This window comes from Rhodosalinus sp. 5P4 (genome assembly GCF_041365695.1).
Lineage (GTDB): Bacteria > Pseudomonadota > Alphaproteobacteria > Rhodobacterales > Rhodobacteraceae > Rhodosalinus.
The window spans coordinates 388785-409535 of the sequence record NZ_JBGFSJ010000004.1 but is presented as its reverse complement, the minus strand read 5'-3'; the positions used below and the strand labels follow the sequence as shown (position 1 = coordinate 409535).

Here is a 20751-nt window from a genome sequence, read left to right as displayed (position 1 = left end):
GCGCATACACCCGCGTCGGCCCGCTGCCAAGCCTCATCCATGGAGCGCATCATGCCCTACACCGCCCCGACCCGCGACATCGCCTTCATCCTGGAGCATGTGTCGGGCTTCGGCCGGGTGGCCGCGACGCCGCGCTTCGCCGAGGCGACGCCCGACGTGGTCAGCGCCATGCTGGGCGAGGCGGGGCGGATCTGCGAGGAGGTGGTGCACCCGCTTCAGCGCGCAGGCGACGCGACGCCCGCGCGGCTTGAAAACGGGGTCGTCCGGATGCCCCCGGGCTTCGCCGAGGGGTATCGTGCCATCGCCGAGGGCGGGTTCCTGGCGATCTCCGGGCCGCCGGAACACGGCTGCCTCGGGCTGCCCTTCGTCCTGACCAGCGCGGTGAACGAGATGATGTCGGGCGCGGCGCTCGCCACGCAGCTGACGCCGCTCATGGCGCAGGGCCAGATCGAGGCGCTCGAGCATCATGCCGAGGACTGGATCAAGGCGCTCTTCATCCCGAAACTCGCGAGCGGGGAGTGGACGGCCACGATGAACCTCTCCGAGCCGCAGGCGGGCTCGGACGTGGGCGCGCTGACCACGCGCGCCGAGCCGAGGGGCGACGGCACCTACGCCATCACCGGGCAGAAGATCTACATCACCGGCGGCGACAACGACTTCGCCGCGAACGTGAGTCACCTCGTGCTGGCACGCCTGCCCGACGGCGCGCCCGGCACGAAGGGGATCAGCCTCTTCCTCGTGCCGAAGTTCCTGCCGGATGCCGAGGGGCGCCCGGGTGTCGCGAACGATCTGCGCGTCGTCAGCCTCGAGAAGAAGCTCGGGCTGCATGGCAGCCCCACCTGCGTGATGTCCTACGAGGGCGCCACCGGCTGGCTCGTGGGAGCGCCGCACCAGGGGATGCGCTGCATGTTCACCATGATGAACAACGCCCGCGTGGGCGTCGGGATGCAGGGACTCGGTGCGGGCGAGGGCGCCTTCCAGCACGCGCTCGCCTACGCGATGGACCGCCGCCAGGGCCGGAGCCCGCTGGCCGACGGCACCGGCGCGATCGTCGATCATGCCGACGTGCGGCGCATGCTCGCCACCACGCGCGCCGATCTTTTCGCGGCGCGGGCGATCGGGCTTTCGTGCGCGGTGGCGATCGACATGGCCTCGGCCACCGGCGACGCCGCCTGGGACGCGCGGGCGGCGTTCCTGACCCCCGTCGCCAAGGCGTTCTGCACCGATGTCGGCATCGCCGCCGCCGACACCGGCATCCAGGTCCATGGCGGCATGGGCGTGATCGAGGAAGCGGGCGCGGCGCAGTACTGGCGCGACGTCCGCGTGAGCTCGATCTACGAGGGCACCAACGGCATCCAGGCCATGGACCTCGTCGGCCGCAAGCTCGCCGACGGGGGCGATGCGGCGCAGGCGCTGCTCGACGAGATCGAGGCGGAGGCCGAGCGCGCTCGGGGCCGCGCGCCCGAGATGGCCGAGGCGGTCTGGCAGGCCGCCGAGACGCTGCGCGAGACCACCGAGGCGCTGGTGTCGAACGGCGACCTGAACGACCGGTTCGGCGGCGCGTCGGCCTACCTGCGCGGGGTGGCACGCGTGCTTGGCGGCCATTTCCACCTGAAGGCGGCGCTGGCCGAGGGGCTCTCGGGGCCGCGCACGGCGCTCGCGCGGGTCTACATGGGCCGGTCGCTGCCCGAACATGCGGCCTGCCTCGGCGAGGCGCGCGAGGGCGCGGCCGACCTCTACGCGCTCGCGCCCGGGGACCTTGCCGCGTGATGGATGGCGGCGCGGGCATTCGCACACCCTGGGACACCCCGCCCGCCCCCGGTGAGGCGGTGGAGGTGGCCGAGGGCGTGCTGTGGCTGCGCCTGCCGCTGCCGATGGCGCTCGACCACGTCAATGTCTACGCGCTCGACGACGGCGACGGCTGGACACTCGTCGACACCGGCATGAGCTCGCGAAAGTCGCGCGCCATCTGGGACAGCCTGTTGTCGGGGCCGCTTCGCGGCAAGCCTGTCCGGCGCGTGGTGGTGACCCATCACCATCCCGACCACATGGGGCTTGCCGGCTGGTTCCAGTCCGTGCATGTCGCCGAGCTTCTGACCACGCGCACGGCGTGGCTTTTCGCGCGGATGCTCACCCTTGACGAGCAGGACCGCCCGCCTCCCGAAACGCTCGAATTCTGGCGCCGCGCGGGAATGGACCCCGAGATCCTGGCCGAGCGGGCCGACGAGCGCCCCTTCAACTTCGCCGACATGGTCTGGCCCATGCCGCTGGGATTCACCCGGCTGCAACAGGGCGACACGCTGGAGATGGGCGGCCGGCGCTGGGACGTGCATATCGGCCACGGCCACGCCCCGGAACACGCCACTTTCTGGAGCCGCGACGACGCGCTGGTTCTGGCGGGCGACCAGATCCTGCCCTCGATCAGCTCCAACCTCGGGGTCTACGCCACCGAGCCCGAGGCCGATCCGGTGGCGGACTGGCTGGAGTCCTGCACGCGGCTAGCCGGTCTCGCGCGTGACGACCAGCTCGCGCTGGGCGGCCACAAGCTGCCGTTCACGGGGCTGCCGCTTCGCCTCGCGCAGCTGATCGAGAACCATCGCGGCGCGCTTGCCCGGCTGGAGCGTCACATCGCCACGCCGAAAACCGCCGGAGCGTGCTTCGCGCCGCTTTTCAAGCGCAGCATCGGGCGGGCCGAATACGGTCTCGCGCTGGTCGAGGCGGTGGCCCATCTCAACCACCTCCACCGGGCGGGGCGCGCGACCCGTCACCTGAACCGCGACGGCGCCCTCGAGTTCACCGCGTGCCGTATGGCGGCGGGCCGGGAGGGGGGCGGCGACGGGGTCCCGTCGTGACGCGTGACGGGATGACACGACGCGACGAATTGGCTATGCGGAAGGCGAATCCGCGATGCAGGGAGAGAAGTGTGACATGGCTGAGCAGCACAAGCATGGCGACATGGACGTCAGCGATCACGAGAAGACCTTTGCCGGGTTCATCCGGGCGGCCGTGTGGGTTGGCGGCGTCTCCATCGGTATCCTGATCTTCCTTGCCATTTTCGCCGTCTGATCGTGGCGGCGAGGGCGGGGGCGACATCCATGCGCCGGCGCCGCTTTCTGGCCTGCCTTGTCGCGCCGGCGATCGTCGCGGGCTGCGCGCCGGCTGAACGGGTCTGGGCCCCAGACGAGGCCGTGGCGCGGGCGCGCTACGTTCATGACGGGCCCCCGGCGATCACCCTCTACACGATGATCAACAACCGCAACGGCCAGGGGGCGCATACCAGCCTCATGGTCAATGGATCGCAGCGGGTGATCTTCGATCCGGCGGGCTCGGTCACGCACGAGCTCATTCCCGAACGCAACGACGTGCTTTACGGCATCACGCCCGCCTTCGAGGATGTCTACCGCCGCGCGCACGCGCGCGAGACCTTTCATGTCGTCGTGCAGGAGGTGGAGGTGCCCGCCGCCACCGCCGAAATGGCGCTTCGCCTCGTGCAGGAACGCGGACCCGTCGCGCCGACCCGGTGCACCCGTGTCACCGCCGAGATCATTTCCTCCCTGCCCGGGTTCGAAACGGTGGAGCGCAGCTGGTTCCCGAAACGGCTGATGGAAAGCTTCGGCCGCGTGCCGGGCGTGCGCGAGGAAAAGCTCATCGAGTACGACGACCCGGACAAGGCGAAGGCCATCGCGCGTTACGGCCAGTTGCCGGACCCGAACCGCCCGGCGCATTTCCCGATGCCCACCTCGACGCAGCCCGTCGGTCAGGTCAGGTAGAGCCCCAGATAGAGCGTCGCCGCGCCGCCCAGGATCGCGACGAGCACGTTGCGCGTGACGAGGCCGAGCCCGAGCGTCGCCACCGCGGCGACAAGGCGGGCGGGATCGAGCGCGCCGCCCGTGGCCGCCGGCCAGACGACCATCGGCGCCACGAGGCCGGGCAGCACCGCCACGGCCGTGTAGCGCAGGTGCCGCAGAAGCCAGGCCGGCAACGGGCGGTCGCCCACGAGGCCCAGGAACACGAAGCGCAGCCCGAAGCTGCCTGCCCCGAGGGCGAGAATCACGAGCCAGAGCGTGGCGGGATCGAGCCCCCGATCGGTCATGGCGCGCCCTCCTGTCCCGGCTGCCGGCGGGCGAGCCAAAGCTCCACCTGCGCCCCCGTCACCATGCCGCCAAGCCCTGCCACCATGAGGCCGAGGCTGTAGGGCAGGAAGGCGAAGGCGAGGGCGAGCGCGACCGAGACACCCGCCGCGGCGACATGCGCGAAGGTGCGCAGCATCGGCGCGATCATGGCCAGAAAGGTGATCGGCACCGCGAAATCGAGCGCGAGGCCCTCGGGCAGCCCGCCGCCGGCCACCGCGCCCACCAGCGTCATGGCGTACCACATCGGGCAGATCGGCGTGACGACCCCGAAGAAATAGGCAAGCTTCGCGGTCATGCCCAGATCGGGCTCGCGCTCGAACCGGGCCACGCTCATGGCGTAGGTCTGGTCCACCAGGAAATAGGCGACGAGGGCGCGCTGCCACAGCGATGCCCGGCCCAGATGCGGGGTGAGCGAGGCGGAATACATCGCCATGCGCAGGTTCACCGCGAGCGCCGAGGCCAGCACGATGATCGTCGGCGCCTCCTCCACGAGCAGCTGGAGCGCGGTGAACTGCGCCGCGCCGGCGATCACGACGATGGAGAACGCCATCGTTTCCGTGACGGCGAGCCCGGCCTCGGTGGCGACGATGCCGAAGAGCGCGGCGAAGGGCGACACCACGAGCAGGAAGGGCAAGCCGTCGCGCACCCCTTGCAGATAGGCCCGCTTGGTGGATGATACCCGCATGACGCCGCCTTTCCCTTCTTCGGTGCGTGGCCTTACGCCCGCTCCCGGCAAGATGCAAACCGCGCCCGGGGGGACGGCATGACGCCGCCCGCCGGCGCGATTCTCGCCGGGGGCCAGGGCCGGCGCATGGGCGGGGTGGACAAGCCGCTTCTGCCGCTGGGGGGCAGCACGCTTCTCGGCCACGTCGCCGCGCGGCTCGGTCCCCAGGTCGGGGCGCTGGTCATCTGCGCGGGCGGCGACCCCGCGCGCTTCGCCGCGAGCGGGCTGCCGGTCCTGCCCGATGCGCTGCCGGGCTTCGCCGGACCGCTCGCGGGGCTGCTCGCGGCACTCGATTGGGCCGCCGGGCTGGAGGCCAGGACGGTCGTGACCGCGGCCGCCGATACCCCCTTTCTGCCGCGGGACATGGTCGCGCGGCTCAAGGCGGCCGCCGCGGCGCAGGGCACGGGCGTCGCGCTCGCGGCGAGCGACCTGCCCGGCGGACGGCGGTTGCATCCCACCTGCGCGCTCTGGCCTGTGGCGCTGCGCGAGGGGTTGCGGGAGGCCCTCGCGGCGGGCGAGCGCAAGCTCGGCCGCTGGGCCGAGGCGCAGGGCGCGGCGGAGGCGCTTTTCCCCGCCGCGCCGCGCGATCCCTTCTTCAACGTGAACACGCCCGAGGACCTGAACGCCGCCCGCGCGCTTCTCGGTGCGGGCCGGTGAGGTGGGACACGGTGCTCATGGTGGACTGGTCGGGCGGCGCCGACCGGGGCCCGCGCCCCAAGAAGGACGCGATCTGGGGGTGCGTGGTCAGCCGGGCCGGGGCCGAGCCGCCGGTCTACCTGCGCAGCCGGCCCGTCGCCGAGGCCTGGCTCACCACGCGCATCGCCGCCGAGCGTGCGGCGGGGTGGCGCGTGCTCGCCGGCTTCGACTTTCCCTTCGGATACCCGGCCGGCTTCGCGGCCGCGCTCACCGGCCGCGCCGACGCGCTTGCCGTCTGGGACTGGCTGGAGGCGCGCATCGAGGAGGGCCCCCGCACCAGCAACCGGTTCGACGTGGCCGCAGGGATCAACGCGCGGTTCCCGGGCGTCGGGCCGTTCTGGGGCAACGGGCTGCGCCGGGACATTGCGCACCTGCCTCGCAAGGGGCGCGCGCGGGCCGGTCACGGCATGGAAGAATGGCGCGCGGCGGAACGACGGGCGCGCGGCGCCTTTTCCTGCTGGCAGCTTTCCGGGGCGGGCTCGGTCGGCAGCCAGGCGCTCACCGGGCTGCCGGTGCTTGCGCGGCTGCGCCGCCGCTTCGGGGCCGCAGCCTGGCCGTTCGAGCCGGTGGCGGACGCCGACGTGGCGCTGGTGGAAATCTGGCCCTCGCTCCTGCGCGAGGCCATCGCGGCGCGCCGGGGCGCGGACGAGATCCTCGATGCCGCGCAGGTGCGGCTCATGGCGGCGGCCCTGGCGCGGCTGAAGGGCGAGCGGCTTGCCGCGATGCTCGGGGTCAGCGCGCCGGAAGAAGGCTGGATCCTCGGCCTGGGCTTCGAGCAGGAACTCGCGGCGGCGGTGCGGGCTTGCTGAGCGATGCGCCCGCGCCTAGTTTCCCGTAGCCGGAGAGAGGGTGACGGATGAATATCTCGACCGCGGCACAGGCGGCGGGTCTGCCCGTGAAGACCGTGCGCTATTACGCCGATATCGGGCTCGTGGCTCCGGCCGGGCGCAGCGCGGCGGGCTACCGGGATTACGACGATGCGGCCGTTCGCAAGCTCGCCTTCGTCCGGCGCGCGCGGGAGTTCGGGTTCTCGATCCCGGAATGCCGCGAGTTGCTCGGGCTTTACGAGGATCGCACCCGGTCCAGCGCGGACGTCAAGCGCATCGCCGAGCGGCGCCTGGCCGAGATCGAGGCCAAGCAGCGCGCCTTGCAGGAGTTGCGGAAAGAGCTTTCGTCTCTCGTGCACGCCTGCCACGGGGACGACCGGCCGGACTGCCCCATCCTCGATCATCTCGCCTGATCCGGCGCACCCGTGCCCCGGAGCGGATTTCCGGGCGCGAAGAGTTCCGTGCGTTCAGTCGAAGGTGCCGGCGACGCGGCCCAGAAGCATGAAGGCGCGCGCCGTGCGCGTGTCCGCGAAGGACTGGATCTCGGCGTCGCTGGCGCGTGCCTCGAAGGCGGCGAAACCGTGATCGAAGCGGCGCAGGAAATGATGCGCGGCGTCGCGGAAGATGGGATCCTGCTTCATCCGCGCCGCGCTGATCGCGAGAGACGAGCGGTCGTGGATCCCGCCGAGCGAGGCGATGGTGCGGCCGCGTTCGCCCTTGGCGAAGCGCCGCCAGACCTCGGGTCGGGCCATGTCGGGGGGCAAATCGTCCATGTAGATGCCGTCCTGGCTCAGCAGCGTCAGCACGTCCTGCGCCGCGGTCACGAGCTGCGATGCCTGCCGGTCGGCCAGCGCGCGGCGGAGCGCGGCGAACCCCTCCATGTCCTCGGCCGTTTCCGGGAAGTTGAGCGCGCGGATGAAGTCCTCGGTCGCGAGGGGCGGCGCAAGCGCCTCGGCCGGGGTGCCGAGCGCGAGCGTCGCCTGATCGTCCGCGGCCGGCTCTCCGGCGGGGTCGGCGGCGGCCGCGGCCGCGCCGGCGGAGCGCGAGGAGGTGAAGACGGCGAGGGCCGCGTCGGTGCGCCGCTGCAGGGCCGCGATCTCGTCGAGCTTTTTCGAAACGGACGGCTCCGCCACCGAGTGCCGGCCCTGTTCCTGCGCGAGATAGGCGCGCCGAAGCGCCTCGACGGCCGCCTGCAGTCGCTGGCTTTCCTCGCGCATGACCCGGCTCGCCCGCGCCGCGGTGGCGGCCACCCAGATCATGCCCACGGGCAGGAAGAGCGCGAGCGCGGTCATCGCGAAGCGCAGGCCGGCGGCGTCGCTGTCCCCGCCCGACGTCAGCACGAGGAAGCCGCCGGCGATCGCAAGCCACGCGATGCTTGCCGCCGCGGCCGCGATCTCGAAGCCCGAGGCGCGCGGGATCTGCGGGCGTTGGTAGAGGCCGAGGGAGGTCTGGCTCTCGTCGCGCGTCTCGGCCATGTGCGGGCCCCTCACTCCTCGGGGATCACTCGTATCGGATCTCGAGCACTTCGTAGGACTTCTCGCCCCCCGGCGTGCGCACCTCGACGCTGTCGCCTTCCTCCTTGCCGATGAGGGCGCGCGCGATCGGCGACTTGATGTTGAGAAGCCCCATCTCGACGTTGGCCTCGTGCTCGCCCACGATCCGCCAGGTCTTTTCCTCTGCGGTGTCCTCGTCCACGAGGCGCACGGTCGCGCCGAACTTGATCGGCCCCGAAAGCGTCGAGGGATCGATCACCTCGGCGCGGCCGAGCACGCCTTCGAGTTCCTTGATCCGCCCTTCGATGAAGCTCTGCTTTTCGCGGGCGGAGTGATACTCGGCGTTTTCCGACAGGTCGCCATGCTCGCGGGCCTCGGCGATCGCCTTGATGATCGCCGGGCGCTCGACCGACTTCAGGTGCTTCAGTTCGGCTTCCAGCGCGGTGTGCCCCGCGCGGGTCATCGGTACTTTTTCCATGGGCCTCTACCGGCGTTTCGTGAGCGGGCGCACCGGGAACCGGCGGCATCCGCGCGCGGATCGGGCGCGCCGCGGACGCGGTGCACAGTGGCCCGAGGGGCGGGCGATTTGCAAGGCCGGACGCGGCATGGATCGGGCTCCGCGGCGCCGCACCGCGCATTTTCCGGGGCGCGGCCGTGTTTCGCAGGCGGCGACGTCCGGTTGCGATTGACGCGCCGCGGGAGGGCGGGCTACCTGCGTGCCGGATAGTCTTTCCGACCATAGCACTCAAGCCGGGAGGGTCCGATGGCCGAGGTGACGCGCGAGACGATGGAATACGACGTGGTGATCGTCGGGGCGGGGCCCGCGGGGCTTTCGGCCGCGATCCGTCTCAAGCAGCTCGATCCCGATCTCGAGGTGGTGGTGCTCGAGAAGGGGTCCGAGGTGGGCGCGCACATCCTGTCCGGGGCGGTGCTCGACCCCTCCGGCCTCGACGCGCTGATGCCGGACTGGAAGGAGAAGGGCGCGCCGCTCAACGTGCCGGTGCGCGAGGACAACTTTTACATGCTGGGCGAGGGCGGACAGATCCGCATCCCGAACTGGCCGATGCCCGGGCTGATGAACAATCACGGCAACTACATCGTCTCCATGGGCAACGTGTGCCGCTGGATGGCGGAGCAGGCCGAGGGCCTCGGCGTCGAGATCTTTCCCGGCATGTCCTGCTCGGAACTCGTGTGGGGCGAGAACGGCGAGGTGAAGGGCGTCGTGGCCGGCGAGTTCGGGCTTCAGCCCGACGGAACGCCGGGCCCGTCCTACGAGCCCGGCATGGAACTGCACGGCAAGTACCTCTTCCTCGCAGAGGGCGTGCGCGGATCGCTGTCGAAGCAGGTGATCGGCAAGTTCGATCTTTCGGCGGGCAAGGAGCCGCAGAAATACGGGCTCGGCATGAAGGAGATCTGGGAGGTCGATCCCGAGAAGCACAACGAGGGCGAGGTCACCCATACCATGGGGTGGCCGCTCGGCCGGAACGCCGGCGGCGGAAGCTTCATCTACCACCTGGAGAACAACCAGGTCTATGTGGGCTTCGTCGTTCACCTGAACTACGCCAACCCGCATCTCTTCCCCTACATGGAGTTCCAGCGCTTCAAGCATCATCCGAAGGTGGCCGAGCTTCTGAAGGGCGGAAAGCGCGTGGCCTACGGCGCGCGGGCGATCAGCGAGGGCGGCTATCAGTCCATGCCGAAGATGGTAGCGCCGGGTGTCGCGCTGCTCGGCTGCTCGGTCGGGATGGTCAACGTGCCGCGCATCAAGGGCAACCACAACGCGATGCTGTCGGGCAAGGCGGCCGCCGAGGCGGCCCATGCCGCGCTTCAGGCGGGACGCGCGGGCGACACGCTCGACGCCTACGAGGCCGAGGTGCGGGGCGGTCCGATCGGCGAGGATCTGCGCAAGGTCCGCAACGTCAAACCGCTCTGGTCGAAATACGGGCTGATCGGCGGGCTCGGTCTTGGCGGTCTCGACATGTGGACGAACACGCTCGGCTTCTCGCTCTTCGGCACGGTGCCGCACGGCAAGACCGACGCCGAGGCGACGGAGCCCGCGTCGAAGCATGCACCCATCGATTATCCGAAGCCCGACGGCAGGATCAGCTTCGACCGGCTGACCAACGTGAGCTTCTCGATGACGAACCACGAGGAAAACCAGCCGTCGCACCTGCGCCTCGGCGATCCGGACGTCCCGGTGCAGGTGAACCTCGCCACCTATGGCGGGCCGTCGGCGCGCTACTGCCCGGCGGGCGTCTACGAGTTCGTCAAGGACGATCAGGGCAATGACAAGTTCGTGATCAACTTCCAGAACTGCGTGCACTGCAAGACCTGCGACATCAAGGATCCCAGCCAGAATATCACCTGGGTAACCCCACAGGGCGGCGACGGGCCGAATTATCCCAACATGTAGGCGGCTGGCGCGCATCCGCCGTCCCGGAGGGGTTGCGGCGGCCGCATTGCTTCGCTGCGGTGCGCACCCTAATCTTCCGTCACGAGCATCCCGCCACTCAGGAGGACGACCCGCCCGTGCCCCAGTTCAGAACGACCCTGCTCGCCGCCGCGTTAGCCGTTTCGGCGCCCCTCGCGGAGGCGGCCTCCGTGCCGTCCGGCGCCTATCTCGCGGCGCGGCAGGCGTCCTATGAGGCCGACTACCGCGCCGCGGCACGCTATTACGCGCAGGCGCTGGCGCATGATCCGGGAAACACCGACCTCCTGCGCTCTGCGACGCACGCCAATCTCGGGCTCGGCGACGTGGAGAGGGCGCTGCCGATCGCGCGCCGCCTGGCCGCGTCGGACGCGACGAACGAGATCGCCAACATGGTGCTCTTCGCGGATCGTGGCGCCAACGATCGCTACGGCGAGATCCTGACCATGCTGGAGGAAGGCCAGGGGGTCGGCATGCTGGTGGACTCGCTGGTGCGGGCATGGGCCGAGCTGGGGCAGGGCAACATGTCGGGCGCGCTCGTGGCCTTCGACGCCATGGCCGAGGAAGAGGGGCTGCGCGGTTTCGCGCTTTATCACAAGGCGCTGGCGCTGGCGTCGGTCGGCGATTTCGAGGGCGCGGACAAGGTCTATTCGGGCGAGGCGGGCGGATCCGCGCCGCTGACGCGGCGCGGGGTCATGGCGCATATCGAGGTACTGAGCCAGCTCGACCGCAACGAGGAGGCGCTCGAACTTCTGGACGAGAGCTTCGGCCCGGAGCTCGACCCGGCGCCGCGGGCGATGCGCGAGGCCCTCGCGTCGGGCGAGCGGCTGCCGTTCACGCAGGTCGGAAGCGCCCGCGACGGGCTGGCGGAGGTGTTCTTCACCATCGCCAGCGCGCTGCGCGGAGAGGCCAACGACGACTTCACGCTTCTTTACGCGCGGGTGGCGGAGCATCTGCGGCCCGACCACGTCGACGCCATCCTGATGTCGGCGGACCTGCTGGAGCGGCTGGAGCGCTACGAACTCGCCGTCGAGACGCTGAAGCGCGTGCCGCGCGATCACCCGTCCTACCACGCGGCCGAACTCGGCCGCGCGGAGGCGCTGCGCCTCGACGACAAGCCCGATGCGGCGATCGAGGTACTGGAGCAGCTGGCCGCGACGCATGGCGACCTGCCGGTGGTGCACTTCACGCTCGGCGATCTTTTCCGGGTGCTCGAACGTCACGCGGAAGCGGTCGCGGCCTATGATCGCGCGATCGCGCTTTACGACAATCCCGAAGAGGCGGACTGGTTTCTCTACTACGCGCGCGCCATCTCGCAGGAACGGCAGGATCTCTGGGAGGAGGCGGAGGCCGGGTTCCGCAAGGCGCTCGAGCTCAATCCGGGCCAGCCGCAGGTGCTGAACTATCTCGGGTATTCGCTCGTCGAGAAGCAGACCAACCTCGAGGAAGCGCTGGAGATGATCGAGCAGGCGGTCGAGGCGCGGCCCGACTCGGGCTACATCGTGGACAGCCTGGGCTGGGCGCTCTACCGGCTCGGCCGCTACGAGGAGGCGGTCGGTCACATGGAGCGCGCGGCGGAGCTCATGCCGGTGGACCCGATCGTCAACGACCATCTGGGCGACGTCTACTGGGCCGTCGGCCGCAGGATGGAGGCGCGGTTCCAGTGGCATCGCGCGCTTTCGCTGATAAAGCCCGGCGAGACGGAGGACGTCGATCCCGACCGCATCCGCCGCAAGCTCGAGGTCGGGCTCGACCAGGTGCTGAGCGAAGAGGGCGCGCCGCCCCTCGAAGTCGCCAATGACGGCGGTTGAGGCGCACGCCCCGGCCAAGATCAATCTCGCGCTTCACGTCACCGGCCGCCGGGCCGACGGCTATCACCTGCTCGATTCGCTCGTCGTCTTCGCCGACCTGGGCGACACGCTGCGCGCGGCGCCGGGCGCCACGACCTCGCTTCGCGTGACGGGCCCAATGGCCCGGGGCGTGCCCGACGGGCCGGAGAACCTCGTGTTGCGGGCCGCGGCGCTGATCGGCGTCGGCGCGGAACTCGAACTCGAGAAACACCTGCCGGCGGCCGCGGGGATCGGTGGCGGGTCCTCGGACGCGGCCGCCACGTTGCGGGCGCTGTCGCGACTGTCGGGGTGCGCGGTGCCCGGCGACGCGGCGACGCTTGGCGCCGATGTCCCGGTCTGTCTTGCCGCGCGCCCGGCCCGGATGCGCGGGATCGGCGAAACGGTTGAGCCAGTCGCGGCTCTGCCGGCGCTTGCCGCGGTGCTGGTCAATCCGGGGGTGTCGCTCTCCACGCCCGAGGTTTTCGCGCGCCTCGCGCAGCGAGAGAACCCGCCCTTGCCCACGCCGTTGCCGCGCTGGGCGGACGCGGCGGCGCTGGTGCGATGGCTTTCGGCGCAGCGCAACGACCTGGAGGCGCCCGCGCGCGCCCTCGCGCCGGTCGTCGGAGAGGTGCTCGCCGCGCTTTCGGCGTCCCCGGGCTGCGCGCTCGCGCGGATGTCGGGCTCCGGGGCGACCTGTTTCGGGCTCTTTCCCGACCGTGAGGGCGCAGAGACCGCCGCCGCCGCGCTGGCGCGGCCGGGATGGTGGGTGCGCGCCGTGACGCTCGGCGGATCTCAGTAGCGGCGGCGCACCCGCGTCCGGAGCGCCACGGGCCGGTTCCTCTGCCGCTCGCGCAGGAACACGAAAAGCCCGGCCCCCACGATGAGCGCGATGCCCGTCCAGACCGGCCCCGAGGGCCATTCGGCGAACACGAACCAGCCCCAGAGCACCGCAAGCGGCAGCGCCACGTATTCAAAGGGCGCCACGGTCGCCACGTCCGCGGCCCGGTAGGCCGCCGAGAGCGAATAGCCGATCACCGTCGCGTTCGCGCCGAGCGCGAGGAACAGCCAGAGATCGCGCCCCTGCGGCCAGACCCATTCCCGCAGGAGGAAGACGAGGCTCTCGTTCTCGACCCCTTCGGCGAACCGCCCGTCGCCCGCGACGATGTAGAATCCCGCGGCCACCACGAGAAAGGTGCCCTGGATATAGACCGCCATCGCCGACGCCTTCGCCGTCGCGCCGAGCTTTCGCGTCAGAAGCTGCATCAGCGCGTAGGTCAGCGCGGCGACGACCGGCAGCAGCAGCACCGCCCGCGGAACGTCGAGCGTGCCTTGCCAGGGCCGGAGCATCACCAGCACGCCCGCGAAGCCGGCCACCACCGCGCCGATCCGCCAAGGCCCCACCTTCTCTCCCAGAAGCGGGATGGACAGCAGCGTGATGAAAAGCGGCGCGGCGAAGAAGAGCGCCGTCGCCTCGGCGAGGGGCAGAACGGCCAGCGCGGCGAAATAGGTCATGTTCGCCGTGACCACCAGCAGCCCGCGCGCGAGGTGCAGCCCCGGGCGGTCGGGCCGCAGGATGCGCCAGCCGCCCTCGATCTGCACGAGCGCGAGGCTGAAGGGTATCGCGATGGCCGAGCGCACGAACACCATCTGGTGCAAGGGGTAGCCGCCCGAGAGCAGCTTGATCAGCATGTCGTTGGCCGAGATCGCCAGCATGCCCGCGAGGATGAAGCCGATCCCCCTGGCGGCGTCGTTCATCGGCAAGGGCGCGCTGGGCAAGGTCACGGGCGTGGCTCCTTCCCCTCCAGCGCCTAGCAGCGCGCGCCGCGCGCCGCTAGCCTGTCCGCGACATCGAGCGCACGGGCGCAGGCCCTTGTGCCCGGCACGCTGCGGGCTACTGTGCCGCTGACGAGGGAGGCGGAATGCCGGCAATTCTGGAAATCGAGGATCTGCGAAAGACCTACGGGGGCGGGCTCGAGGCCCTGAAAGGCGTGTCGCTCAGCGTCGAGGAGGGCGAGATCCTCGCGCTGCTGGGGCCCAACGGCGCGGGCAAGACCACGCTCATCTCGGCGCTCTGCGGCATCACCATGCCCACCGGCGGGCGGGCACGCGTCGCCGGGCACGACATCCTAGAGGATTTCCGCGCGGCGCGGGCGCTGATCGGGCTCGTGCCGCAGGAGGTCGCGCTCGAGCCCTTCATGAAGGTGCGCCATACAGTGGAGTTCTCCCGCGGGCTCTTTGGCCTGCCGCGGGACGACGCGCTGGTCGAGCGGGTGCTGCGGAACCTGTCGCTCTGGGACAAGCGCGACGCGCAGACCCGGGAGCTGTCGGGCGGTATGAAGCGGCGCGTGCTGATCGCGAAGGCGCTGGCCCACGAGCCGCGGCTTCTTTTCCTCGACGAGCCGACCGCCGGGGTCGACGTGGAACTGCGCCGGGGGATGTGGGAAACCGTCGACCAGCTCAAGGCGGATGGCGTGACGATGATCCTGACCACCCACTACATCGAGGAGGCGGAAGCCATCGCCGACCGCGTGGGCGTCATAAACGGGGGCGAGTTGCTGCTGGTCGAGGAGACGGGGCGCCTGATGGAGCGGCTGGGGCGCAAGGAACTCCTGATCGAACTGCACGAGCCGGTGGACGCGGTGCCCGAGGCGCTGTCGCGCTACGGCCTCGAACGCGTCGATGACGGGGCGCGGCTGGTCTACAGCTACGACCGCTCGGCCGAGCGCACGGGCATCACCCAGCTTCTGAATGACGTGCAGAAGGCGGGGCTCGTTCTTCGCGATCTGTCCACGCGGCAGTCGAGCCTCGAGGAGATCTTCGTCGATCTCGTCCATGGCAAGGACGGGTCGGAGGCCCGGCCATGAACTGGGGCGCCGTGGCGGCGATCTACCGGTACGAGATGGCGCGGTTCTTCCGCACGCTCCTGCAGAGCTTCATCTCGCCCGTGATCTCCACGTCGCTCTATTTCGTCGTGTTCGGCGCGGCGATCGGCTCGCGCATCCAGGAGGTGGAGGGCGTGAGCTACGGCGCCTTCATCGTGCCGGGCCTCGTCATGCTGACGGTGATGACCCAGGCGATCTCGAACGCGAGCTTCGCGATCTATTTCCCGAAATTCATCGGCACGGTCTACGAGCTGCTCTCGGCGCCGATCAGCTTCCTCGAGATCGTGATCGGCTATGTCGGTGCGGCGGCGACGAAATCGCTCTTCATCGGGGTGATCATCCTCGTCACGGCGAGCTTCTTCGTCGAGGTCCGCGTGAGCCATCCGCTGGCGATGGCCGCGTTCCTTGTGCTGACCTGCGTGAGCTTCTCGCTCATGGGGTTCATCATCGGCATCTGGGCGAAGAATTTCGAGCAGCTCCAGCTCGTGCCGCTGCTGATCGTCACGCCGCTCGTGTTCCTGGGCGGGTCGTTCTATTCGATCTCCATGCTGCCGGCGGCGTGGCAGACCGTGGCGCTCTTCAACCCGGTCGTCTACCTCATCTCGGGGTTCCGCTGGTCGTTCTACGGTCTTGCCGACGTGCCGGTGGGCATCAGCCTTCTGGCCATCGCGGGCTTTCTCGCGCTTTGCCTCGGGGCGATCTGGTGGATCTTCCGGACAGGGTGGCGCATCCGCTCCTGACCCGCGCCGGAGAGGCGCCGCCGCCCGCGCGCAGGGCGCCGCGTTCTTTTCCGCCCCGCCTTGTTTGTCGTGCCCGGCCAATCTACATCCGGCAGCATGGAAATACACCTGCCCTTTCTCTCGCGCCGCCCGACGGTGGCGGTGGTCCGGCTGACCGGCATGATCGGGACGGGCGGGCGTTCCAGCCTCAACGACAACGCGGTGGCGCCGGCGATCGAGCGCGCCTTCTCGCGGGGCAAGCCGGCCGCCGTGGCGCTCGAGATCAACTCGCCGGGGGGGTCTCCCACGCAATCCTCGCTCATCGGGGCGCGCATCCGCCGTCTGGCCGATGAAAAGAAGATACCCGTCTACGCCTTCGTCGAGGACGTGGCGGCCTCGGGGGGCTACTGGATCGCCTGCGCGGCCGACGAGATCTGGGCCGACACCGGCTCTGTCGTGGGCTCCATCGGCGTCATCTCGGCCAGTTTCGGCGCCCACGTCTTCCTTGCGCGGCAGGGGCTGGAGCGGCGGGTGCATACCGCCGGCAACTCCAAGACCCTGCTCGACCCGTTCGAGCCCGAGAAGCCCGAGGATGTCGAGCGGCTGCGCCGCATCCTCGACCAGATGCACGGCGCCTTCATCGGACATGTGAAAAGCCGCCGGGGCGACAGGCTTGCCGACGATCCGGACATCTACACCGGGGAGATCTGGCTGGGCGCGGCGGCGCAGGAAAAGGGTTTGGTGGACGGCATCGGCCATCTCGAACCGAAGATGCAGGAAATCTTCGGCGACAAGGTTCGCTTCCGCCGCTACGGCCTGCGCCGCGGCATCCTTCAGCGGCTTGGCGCACAGGTCCTTTCCGACGGCATCGCGGTGCTGGAAGAGCGCGCAGCCTATGCGCGCCTTGGCCTCTGGCCGTGATCCTCAAGGTCGTCCTTCTCTTTTTGGTGGGCATGGGGGTGCTGGCCATGTTCGGCCGCCTGCGTTTTCCGGGCCAGCGCGCGCTCCGCTCGGCGCGCTGCCCCGACTGCGGGCGCTACCGGATCGGAAAGGGGCCCTGCCCCTGCGGCAGGGAAAGGGGCTGAGGGATGACGGTCTGGCTGCTCGCGGGCCTCGGGCTCGTCATCCTGCTGCTGGCCGGCGATGCTCTGGTGAAAGGCGCGGTCAATCTGTCCCTGCGCCTCGGCGTGCCGGCGCTGATCGTGGGGCTGACCATCGTGGCCTTCGGAACCTCCGCGCCGGAGTTGCTGATCTCGGTCAGCGCGGTGCTGGAGAATGTGCCCGGCCTTGCGCTCGGCAACGTCGTGGGCTCCAACACGGCGAACATTCTGCTGGTGCTCGGGGTGCCGGCCCTGCTTTCGACCATGAGCACGGGCGCGTGCGAGATGCGCAAGAGCTACCTGTTCATGCTGGCGGCCACGGGCCTCTTCATGGTGCTGGCCTTCACCGGGATCTTTACCTGGTGGTCGGGCCTGATCCTGCTCGCCGCGCTCGCGCTGGTTCTTGCGGACGCGTTCCGGGACGCCCGCGCACACAGGTCCGCCACGCTGGACGTGGCCGAAGCGCTGGAAGATGTCGAGGGCGCGGACCCGGACATGCCGTGGTGGAAGATCGGCGTCTTTCTCGCGCTGGGCCTCGCCGGATTGCCGCTCGGCGCGGATATTCTCGTCGACAACGCCTCCGCGCTCGCGCGGATCTACGGGGTGCCCGACACGGTGATCGGGCTGACGCTCGTGGCGCTCGGCACCTCGCTGCCGGAGCTTGCGACCACCGTGATGGCGGCGCTGCGCCAGCAGGCCGACGTGGCGCTCGGCAACGTCATCGGCTCCAACATGTTCAACCTGCTCGCGATCATAGGGATCGCCGCGCTCGTGGGGGACATTCCCGTCGACGCCGAGATCCTGCGCTTCGACATCTGGGTGATGCTGGGCGCGTCCCTGCTGCTGCTTCCGGTCGTGTTCCTCGGCCGGGATCTGACGCGGATCTGGGGTGTCGGCTTGACCGCGGGCTATGTCGCCTATGTGGTCGTGCTGCTGAGCTAGGGAGGCACGCGGCATGTCACGGGCACTGGTCACGGGCGCGGGAAAGCGGCTTGGACGCGCGATGGCGCTTTATCTGGCCGGCCGTGGCTACGACGTCGCGGTGCATTACGCCAGTTCGCGTGAGGACGCGCTGTCCGCCGTCGCCGAGATCGAGGCCCTGGGGCGTCGGGGCGTGGCGCTCCGGGCCGATCTCCTGAACGAGGTGGAGGTCACGCCGCTGGTCGATGCCGCGGCCGAAGCGCTGGGCGGGCCGCTCACCTGCCTCGTGAACAACGCCTCCATCTTCGAGCATGACCGGATCGAGACCGCGACGCGCGAAAGCTGGGACCGGCATTTCGAAAGCAACCTGCGCGCGCCCTTCGTGCTGACCCAGGCGCTCGCGCGGCAGGTGCCCGAGCCGCTGATCGACGCGCGGGGAGAGCCGGTGGCGCAGGGCCTCGTCATCAACATGATCGACCAGCGCGTGCGCAAGCTTACGCCCGAGTTCATGACCTACACGCTGGCCAAGGCCGGGCTGTGGGCGTTCACCCAGACCGCGGCGCAGGGCCTCGCGCCCCGTCTTCGCGTCAACGCGATCGGGCCGGGGCCGACGCTCTGCGGGGCGCGGCAGACCGAAAGCCATTTCGCGCGCCAGCGCGCCGCAACGGTGCTCGGCCGCGGGGCGGATTCCGCGGGCATCACCGCGGCGCTGGGGTATTTCCTCGATGCCGAAGCGGTGACCGGCCAGCTGATCTGCGTGGATGGCGGCCAGCACCTCGCCTGGCAGACGCCGGACGTGCTGGGCGTCGAGTGACCGCCGTGCGGCCGGAAGGCGCGCGAGTTGTGCACCGGTCACAGGATCTTCAAGAAAGATTTACAAATTTGTGTGCGATTTCATCGTCTTGGCGAGGTGGTGAAAAATGTGTAATGAAGTCAAGGTTTTGCAGGAGCGCCTAAAAATTGGGCAAAGCGGCGAAGCTACCCGAACCAAACGAAAATCCTTGTCTGCCCAAAACTTGCCCGCAGCTTTATCCACAGAAACCGTGGATTTGTTTGCCCTTGCCATGACGGTCGCGAGATTGCAGCCGGACCGGGGGAATCGTATCTCTGCGCCATGAGCGACCGCGCCGAAACCGACGCCTCCGGAAACGTGACCGGGCACGCCTGCATCCAGGGCTATCTGAAGACACTCGACAGTTCGCCGGGCGTCTATCGCATGCTCGATGCGGAAAGCCGGGTGCTTTATGTCGGCAAGGCGCGCAACCTCAAGGCGCGGGTGTCGAACTACGCCCGCCCGTCGGGGCACAGCCCCCGCATCGCGCGGATGATCCGCGAAACCGCCTCGATGATGTTCCTGACGACGCGGACCGAGACCGAGGCGCTGCTGCTCGAGCAGAACCTCATCAAGCAGCTCAAGCCGCGCTACAACGTGCTTCTGCGCGACGACAAGAGCTTTCCCAACATCCTCGTGGCCAAGGACCACCCGTTCCCGCAGATCAGGAAGCACAGGGGCGCCAAGACGGAGAAGGGCGCCTATTACGGCCCCTTCGCGAGCGCCGGCGCGGTCAATCGCACGCTGAACCAGCTTCAGAAGGTGTTCCAGCTGCGCAACTGCTCGGATTCGGTGTTCGAAAGCCGGACCCGGCCCTGCCTGCTCTATCAGATCAAGCGCTGCTCGGGACCGTGCGTCGGGCTGATCTCGCAGGAGGATTACGCCGCGAGCGTGCGCGACGCCGAGCGCTTCCTGTCGGGACGATCCACCACGATACAGGAGACGCTCGCGGCCGAGATGGCCGAGGCGGCAGACAAGATGGAATTCGAGCGCGCCGCCGCCCTGCGTGACCGCATCCGCGCACTGACGCAGGTCCAGGGCGTGCAGGGCATCAACCCGCGCGGCGTGGCGGAGGCGGACGTGATCGCGCTGCACATGGAGGGCGGTCAGGCCTGTGTGCAGGTGTTCTTCATCCGCGCCAACCAGAACTGGGGCAACCGCGATTTCTACCCGCGGGTCGGCGCGGACGTCTCCGAGGCCGAGGTGATGGAGGCGTTCCTCGGCCAGTTCTACGACAACAAGGAGCCGCCGCGGCTGCTGCTGCTGTCGCATCCCATCGAGAACGCGGATCTCATGCAGGAGGCGCTTTCGGGCAAGCGCGGCCGAAAGACGGAAATCCTCGTGCCGCAGCGCGGAGAGAAGGCCGAACTCGTGGCCGGGGCGGCGCGCAACGCCCGGGAAAGCCTCGGGCGCCGCATGGCCGAGACCGCGACGCAGGCGAAGCTTCTGAAGGGCCTCGCCGAGGCGCTGGAGCTCGAGCAGCCGCCGCGTCGGATCGAGGTCTACGACAACTCGCACATCATGGGCACGAACGCCGTGGGCGCGATGGTCGTGGCCGGCGCAGAAGGGTTCGAGAAGGGCCAGTACCGCAAGTTCAACATCAGGGGCGAGGACGTGGCGCCGGGCGACGATTTCGCCATGATGAAGGAAGTGCTCACCCGCCGCTTCAAGCGCCTTCTGAAGGAGGATCCCGACCGGCGATCGGGCGCCTGGCCCGACCTTCTGCTGATCGACGGCGGCGCCGGCCAGGTGAGCGCCGTGCAGGGCATTCTCGAAGAGCTGGGCGTGCCCGACATCCCGGTCGTGGGGGTAGCCAAGGGCGTGGACCGCGACGCCGGCAAGGAAGAGTTCCACCGCCCCGGCGCACGTCCCTTCGCGCTGCGCCACAACGATCCGGTGCTCTATTTCGTCCAGCGGCTCAGGGACGAGGCGCACCGCTTCGCCATCGGCAGCCACCGCGCGAAGCGGGCGAAGACGGTGGCGGCCAACCCGCTCGACGAGGTGCCGGGCGTGGGCGCGGCGCGCAAACGTGCCCTGCTGGAGCATTTCGGATCGGCCAAGGCGGTGACGCGGGCGGATCTCGCCGACCTGAAGGCGGTGGAGGGGATTTCGGGCGCGCTCGCCGAGAGGATCTACGCCCATTTCCACGAGGGCAGCTGAGCGCGAA

At 69.8% G+C, this 20751-nt stretch carries 21 protein-coding genes; 16 read left to right on the top strand and 5 right to left on the bottom strand.

The annotated features are described in order from the left end of the window. Window positions 1-51: 51 nt before the first annotated feature. The 4 genes from AB6A69_RS09960 to AB6A69_RS09945 all read left to right on the top strand — a co-directional run bounded on the left by AB6A69_RS09960 (window position 52) and on the right by AB6A69_RS09945 (window position 3770). Complete coding sequence (locus tag AB6A69_RS09960) at window positions 52-1770, top strand: acyl-CoA dehydrogenase (RefSeq protein ID WP_371060630.1); 1719 nt, start codon at window positions 52-54, stop codon at window positions 1768-1770. Beyond that, the gene (locus AB6A69_RS09955; protein ID WP_371060712.1) at window positions 1770-2852 is read left to right on the top strand and encodes an MBL fold metallo-hydrolase; all 1083 of its coding nucleotides are present in this window, start codon (window positions 1770-1772) and stop codon (window positions 2850-2852) included. Before AB6A69_RS09960 ends, AB6A69_RS09955 begins: the two co-directional genes overlap by 1 nt. Before the next feature lie 76 nt (window positions 2853-2928). After that, window positions 2929-3066 carry an aa3-type cytochrome c oxidase subunit IV gene (locus AB6A69_RS09950; RefSeq protein ID WP_371039083.1) on the top strand — a complete coding sequence of 46 codons (138 nt, stop codon included), beginning with the start codon at window positions 2929-2931 and terminating at the stop codon, window positions 3064-3066. A gap of 29 nt (window positions 3067-3095) precedes the next feature. Next, a complete protein-coding gene (locus tag AB6A69_RS09945) occupies window positions 3096-3770 on the top strand; it encodes a hypothetical protein (RefSeq protein WP_371060629.1) in 675 nt (224 codons plus the stop codon). Here the strand turns inward: AB6A69_RS09945 and AB6A69_RS09940 are convergent. Then, window positions 3758-4093, bottom strand: a complete 336-nt coding sequence (locus AB6A69_RS09940; protein WP_371060628.1) for an AzlD domain-containing protein — start codon at window positions 4091-4093, stop codon at window positions 3758-3760. The genes AB6A69_RS09945 and AB6A69_RS09940 overlap by 13 nt on opposite strands. Continuing rightward, on the bottom strand, window positions 4090-4818 hold the full coding sequence (locus tag AB6A69_RS09935; protein ID WP_371039080.1) for an AzlC family ABC transporter permease: 729 nt from the start codon (window positions 4816-4818) through the stop codon (window positions 4090-4092). The genes AB6A69_RS09940 and AB6A69_RS09935 overlap by 4 nt, the downstream gene beginning before the upstream one ends. 78 nt (window positions 4819-4896) lie before the next feature. On the opposite strand from AB6A69_RS09935, the gene mobA reads away from it, so the two are divergent. The 3 genes from mobA to cueR are packed head-to-tail and all read left to right on the top strand — an operon-like array spanning window position 4897 to window position 6793. Then, on the top strand, window positions 4897-5514 hold the full coding sequence (gene mobA / locus AB6A69_RS09930; RefSeq protein WP_371060627.1) for a molybdenum cofactor guanylyltransferase MobA: 618 nt from the start codon (window positions 4897-4899) through the stop codon (window positions 5512-5514). Beyond that, a complete protein-coding gene (locus AB6A69_RS09925; RefSeq protein WP_371060626.1) occupies window positions 5511-6362 on the top strand; it encodes a molybdopterin guanine dinucleotide synthesis in 852 nt (283 codons plus the stop codon). Before mobA ends, AB6A69_RS09925 begins: the two co-directional genes overlap by 4 nt. A 47-nt stretch (window positions 6363-6409) precedes the next feature. Next, window positions 6410-6793, top strand: coding sequence for a Cu(I)-responsive transcriptional regulator (gene cueR / locus AB6A69_RS09920; protein WP_371039077.1), 384 nt, complete (start codon window positions 6410-6412; stop codon window positions 6791-6793). A gap of 54 nt (window positions 6794-6847) precedes the next feature. On the opposite strand, the gene AB6A69_RS09915 is transcribed toward cueR, so the two are convergent. Next, window positions 6848-7855: a hypothetical protein gene (locus AB6A69_RS09915; RefSeq protein WP_371060625.1), complete on the bottom strand. Its 1008-nt coding sequence runs from the start codon at window positions 7853-7855 to the stop codon at window positions 6848-6850. A 25-nt stretch (window positions 7856-7880) separates the two neighbouring features. After that, a complete protein-coding gene (gene greA, locus AB6A69_RS09910; protein WP_371060624.1) occupies window positions 7881-8351 on the bottom strand; it encodes a transcription elongation factor GreA in 471 nt (156 codons plus the stop codon). Window positions 8352-8636: 285 nt separating this feature from the next. Here greA and AB6A69_RS09905 point away from each other — a divergent pair, with 285 nt between their 5' ends. The 3 genes from AB6A69_RS09905 (at window position 8637) to AB6A69_RS09895 (ending at window position 12929) form a co-directional block, all read left to right on the top strand. Next, entirely contained in the window at window positions 8637-10286 is a 1650-nt protein-coding gene (locus AB6A69_RS09905) for a 4Fe-4S dicluster domain-containing protein (RefSeq protein WP_371060623.1), read from the top strand. Window positions 10287-10402: 116 nt separating this feature from the next. Next, window positions 10403-12112, top strand: coding sequence for a tetratricopeptide repeat protein (locus AB6A69_RS09900; protein ID WP_371056175.1), 1710 nt, complete (start codon window positions 10403-10405; stop codon window positions 12110-12112). Further along, the gene (locus AB6A69_RS09895; RefSeq protein WP_371060622.1) at window positions 12099-12929 is read left to right on the top strand and encodes a 4-(cytidine 5'-diphospho)-2-C-methyl-D-erythritol kinase; all 831 of its coding nucleotides are present in this window, start codon (window positions 12099-12101) and stop codon (window positions 12927-12929) included. Before AB6A69_RS09900 ends, AB6A69_RS09895 begins: the two co-directional genes overlap by 14 nt. Here the strand turns inward: AB6A69_RS09895 and AB6A69_RS09890 are convergent. Beyond that, window positions 12923-13885, bottom strand: coding sequence for a DMT family transporter (locus tag AB6A69_RS09890; RefSeq protein WP_371056215.1), 963 nt, complete (start codon window positions 13883-13885; stop codon window positions 12923-12925). The two genes, AB6A69_RS09895 and AB6A69_RS09890, sit on opposite strands and share 7 nt — an antisense overlap. A gap of 164 nt (window positions 13886-14049) precedes the next feature. Here AB6A69_RS09890 and AB6A69_RS09885 point away from each other — a divergent pair, with 164 nt between their 5' ends. The 6 genes from AB6A69_RS09885 to uvrC all read left to right on the top strand — a co-directional run bounded on the left by AB6A69_RS09885 (window position 14050) and on the right by uvrC (window position 20744). After that, window positions 14050-14994 carry an ABC transporter ATP-binding protein gene (locus AB6A69_RS09885; RefSeq protein WP_371039071.1) on the top strand — a complete coding sequence of 315 codons (945 nt, stop codon included), beginning with the start codon at window positions 14050-14052 and terminating at the stop codon, window positions 14992-14994. Next, window positions 14991-15752: an ABC transporter permease gene (locus tag AB6A69_RS09880; RefSeq protein ID WP_371039070.1), complete on the top strand. Its 762-nt coding sequence runs from the start codon at window positions 14991-14993 to the stop codon at window positions 15750-15752. The genes AB6A69_RS09885 and AB6A69_RS09880 overlap by 4 nt, the downstream gene beginning before the upstream one ends. Before the next feature lie 96 nt (window positions 15753-15848). Further along, entirely contained in the window at window positions 15849-16652 is an 804-nt protein-coding gene (locus AB6A69_RS09875) for a S49 family peptidase (protein ID WP_371060621.1), read from the top strand. Window positions 16653-16819: 167 nt separating this feature from the next. Beyond that, the gene (locus AB6A69_RS09870) at window positions 16820-17773 is read left to right on the top strand and encodes a calcium/sodium antiporter (RefSeq protein ID WP_371060620.1); all 954 of its coding nucleotides are present in this window, start codon (window positions 16820-16822) and stop codon (window positions 17771-17773) included. 13 nt (window positions 17774-17786) lie between these two features. Further along, entirely contained in the window at window positions 17787-18566 is a 780-nt protein-coding gene (locus tag AB6A69_RS09865) for an SDR family oxidoreductase (protein ID WP_371060619.1), read from the top strand. Between the two features lie 300 nt (window positions 18567-18866). Then, complete coding sequence (gene uvrC / locus AB6A69_RS09860) at window positions 18867-20744, top strand: excinuclease ABC subunit UvrC (protein ID WP_371060618.1); 1878 nt, start codon at window positions 18867-18869, stop codon at window positions 20742-20744. The last annotated feature ends 7 nt before the right edge of the window (window positions 20745-20751 follow it).

What these genes read in the sequence shown, in the direction of transcription:
- AB6A69_RS09895 (WP_371060622.1), top strand. Translation starts at nt 12,099, where the DNA reads ATGACGGCGGTTGAGGCGCACGCCCCGGCCAAGATCAATCTCGCGCTT.
- AB6A69_RS09955 (WP_371060712.1), top strand. Translation starts at nt 1,770, where the DNA reads ATGGATGGCGGCGCGGGCATTCGCACACCCTGGGACACCCCGCCCGCC.
- AB6A69_RS09875 (WP_371060621.1), top strand. Translation starts at nt 15,849, where the DNA reads ATGGAAATACACCTGCCCTTTCTCTCGCGCCGCCCGACGGTGGCGGTG.
- AB6A69_RS09940 (WP_371060628.1), bottom strand. Translation starts at nt 4,093, where the DNA reads ATGACCGATCGGGGGCTCGATCCCGCCACGCTCTGGCTCGTGATTCTC.
- AB6A69_RS09885 (WP_371039071.1), top strand. Translation starts at nt 14,050, where the DNA reads ATGCCGGCAATTCTGGAAATCGAGGATCTGCGAAAGACCTACGGGGGC.
- AB6A69_RS09865 (WP_371060619.1), top strand. Translation starts at nt 17,787, where the DNA reads ATGTCACGGGCACTGGTCACGGGCGCGGGAAAGCGGCTTGGACGCGCG.
- AB6A69_RS09890 (WP_371056215.1), bottom strand. Translation starts at nt 13,885, where the DNA reads ATGAACGACGCCGCCAGGGGGATCGGCTTCATCCTCGCGGGCATGCTG.
- greA (WP_371060624.1), bottom strand. Translation starts at nt 8,351, where the DNA reads ATGGAAAAAGTACCGATGACCCGCGCGGGGCACACCGCGCTGGAAGCC.
- AB6A69_RS09880 (WP_371039070.1), top strand. Translation starts at nt 14,991, where the DNA reads ATGAACTGGGGCGCCGTGGCGGCGATCTACCGGTACGAGATGGCGCGG.
- mobA (WP_371060627.1), top strand. Translation starts at nt 4,897, where the DNA reads ATGACGCCGCCCGCCGGCGCGATTCTCGCCGGGGGCCAGGGCCGGCGC.
- AB6A69_RS09935 (WP_371039080.1), bottom strand. Translation starts at nt 4,818, where the DNA reads ATGCGGGTATCATCCACCAAGCGGGCCTATCTGCAAGGGGTGCGCGAC.
- cueR (WP_371039077.1), top strand. Translation starts at nt 6,410, where the DNA reads ATGAATATCTCGACCGCGGCACAGGCGGCGGGTCTGCCCGTGAAGACC.
- AB6A69_RS09905 (WP_371060623.1), top strand. Translation starts at nt 8,637, where the DNA reads ATGGCCGAGGTGACGCGCGAGACGATGGAATACGACGTGGTGATCGTC.
- AB6A69_RS09950 (WP_371039083.1), top strand. Translation starts at nt 2,929, where the DNA reads ATGGCTGAGCAGCACAAGCATGGCGACATGGACGTCAGCGATCACGAG.
- AB6A69_RS09915 (WP_371060625.1), bottom strand. Translation starts at nt 7,855, where the DNA reads ATGGCCGAGACGCGCGACGAGAGCCAGACCTCCCTCGGCCTCTACCAA.
- uvrC (WP_371060618.1), top strand. Translation starts at nt 18,867, where the DNA reads ATGAGCGACCGCGCCGAAACCGACGCCTCCGGAAACGTGACCGGGCAC.
- AB6A69_RS09945 (WP_371060629.1), top strand. Translation starts at nt 3,096, where the DNA reads ATGCGCCGGCGCCGCTTTCTGGCCTGCCTTGTCGCGCCGGCGATCGTC.
- AB6A69_RS09960 (WP_371060630.1), top strand. Translation starts at nt 52, where the DNA reads ATGCCCTACACCGCCCCGACCCGCGACATCGCCTTCATCCTGGAGCAT.
- AB6A69_RS09870 (WP_371060620.1), top strand. Translation starts at nt 16,820, where the DNA reads ATGACGGTCTGGCTGCTCGCGGGCCTCGGGCTCGTCATCCTGCTGCTG.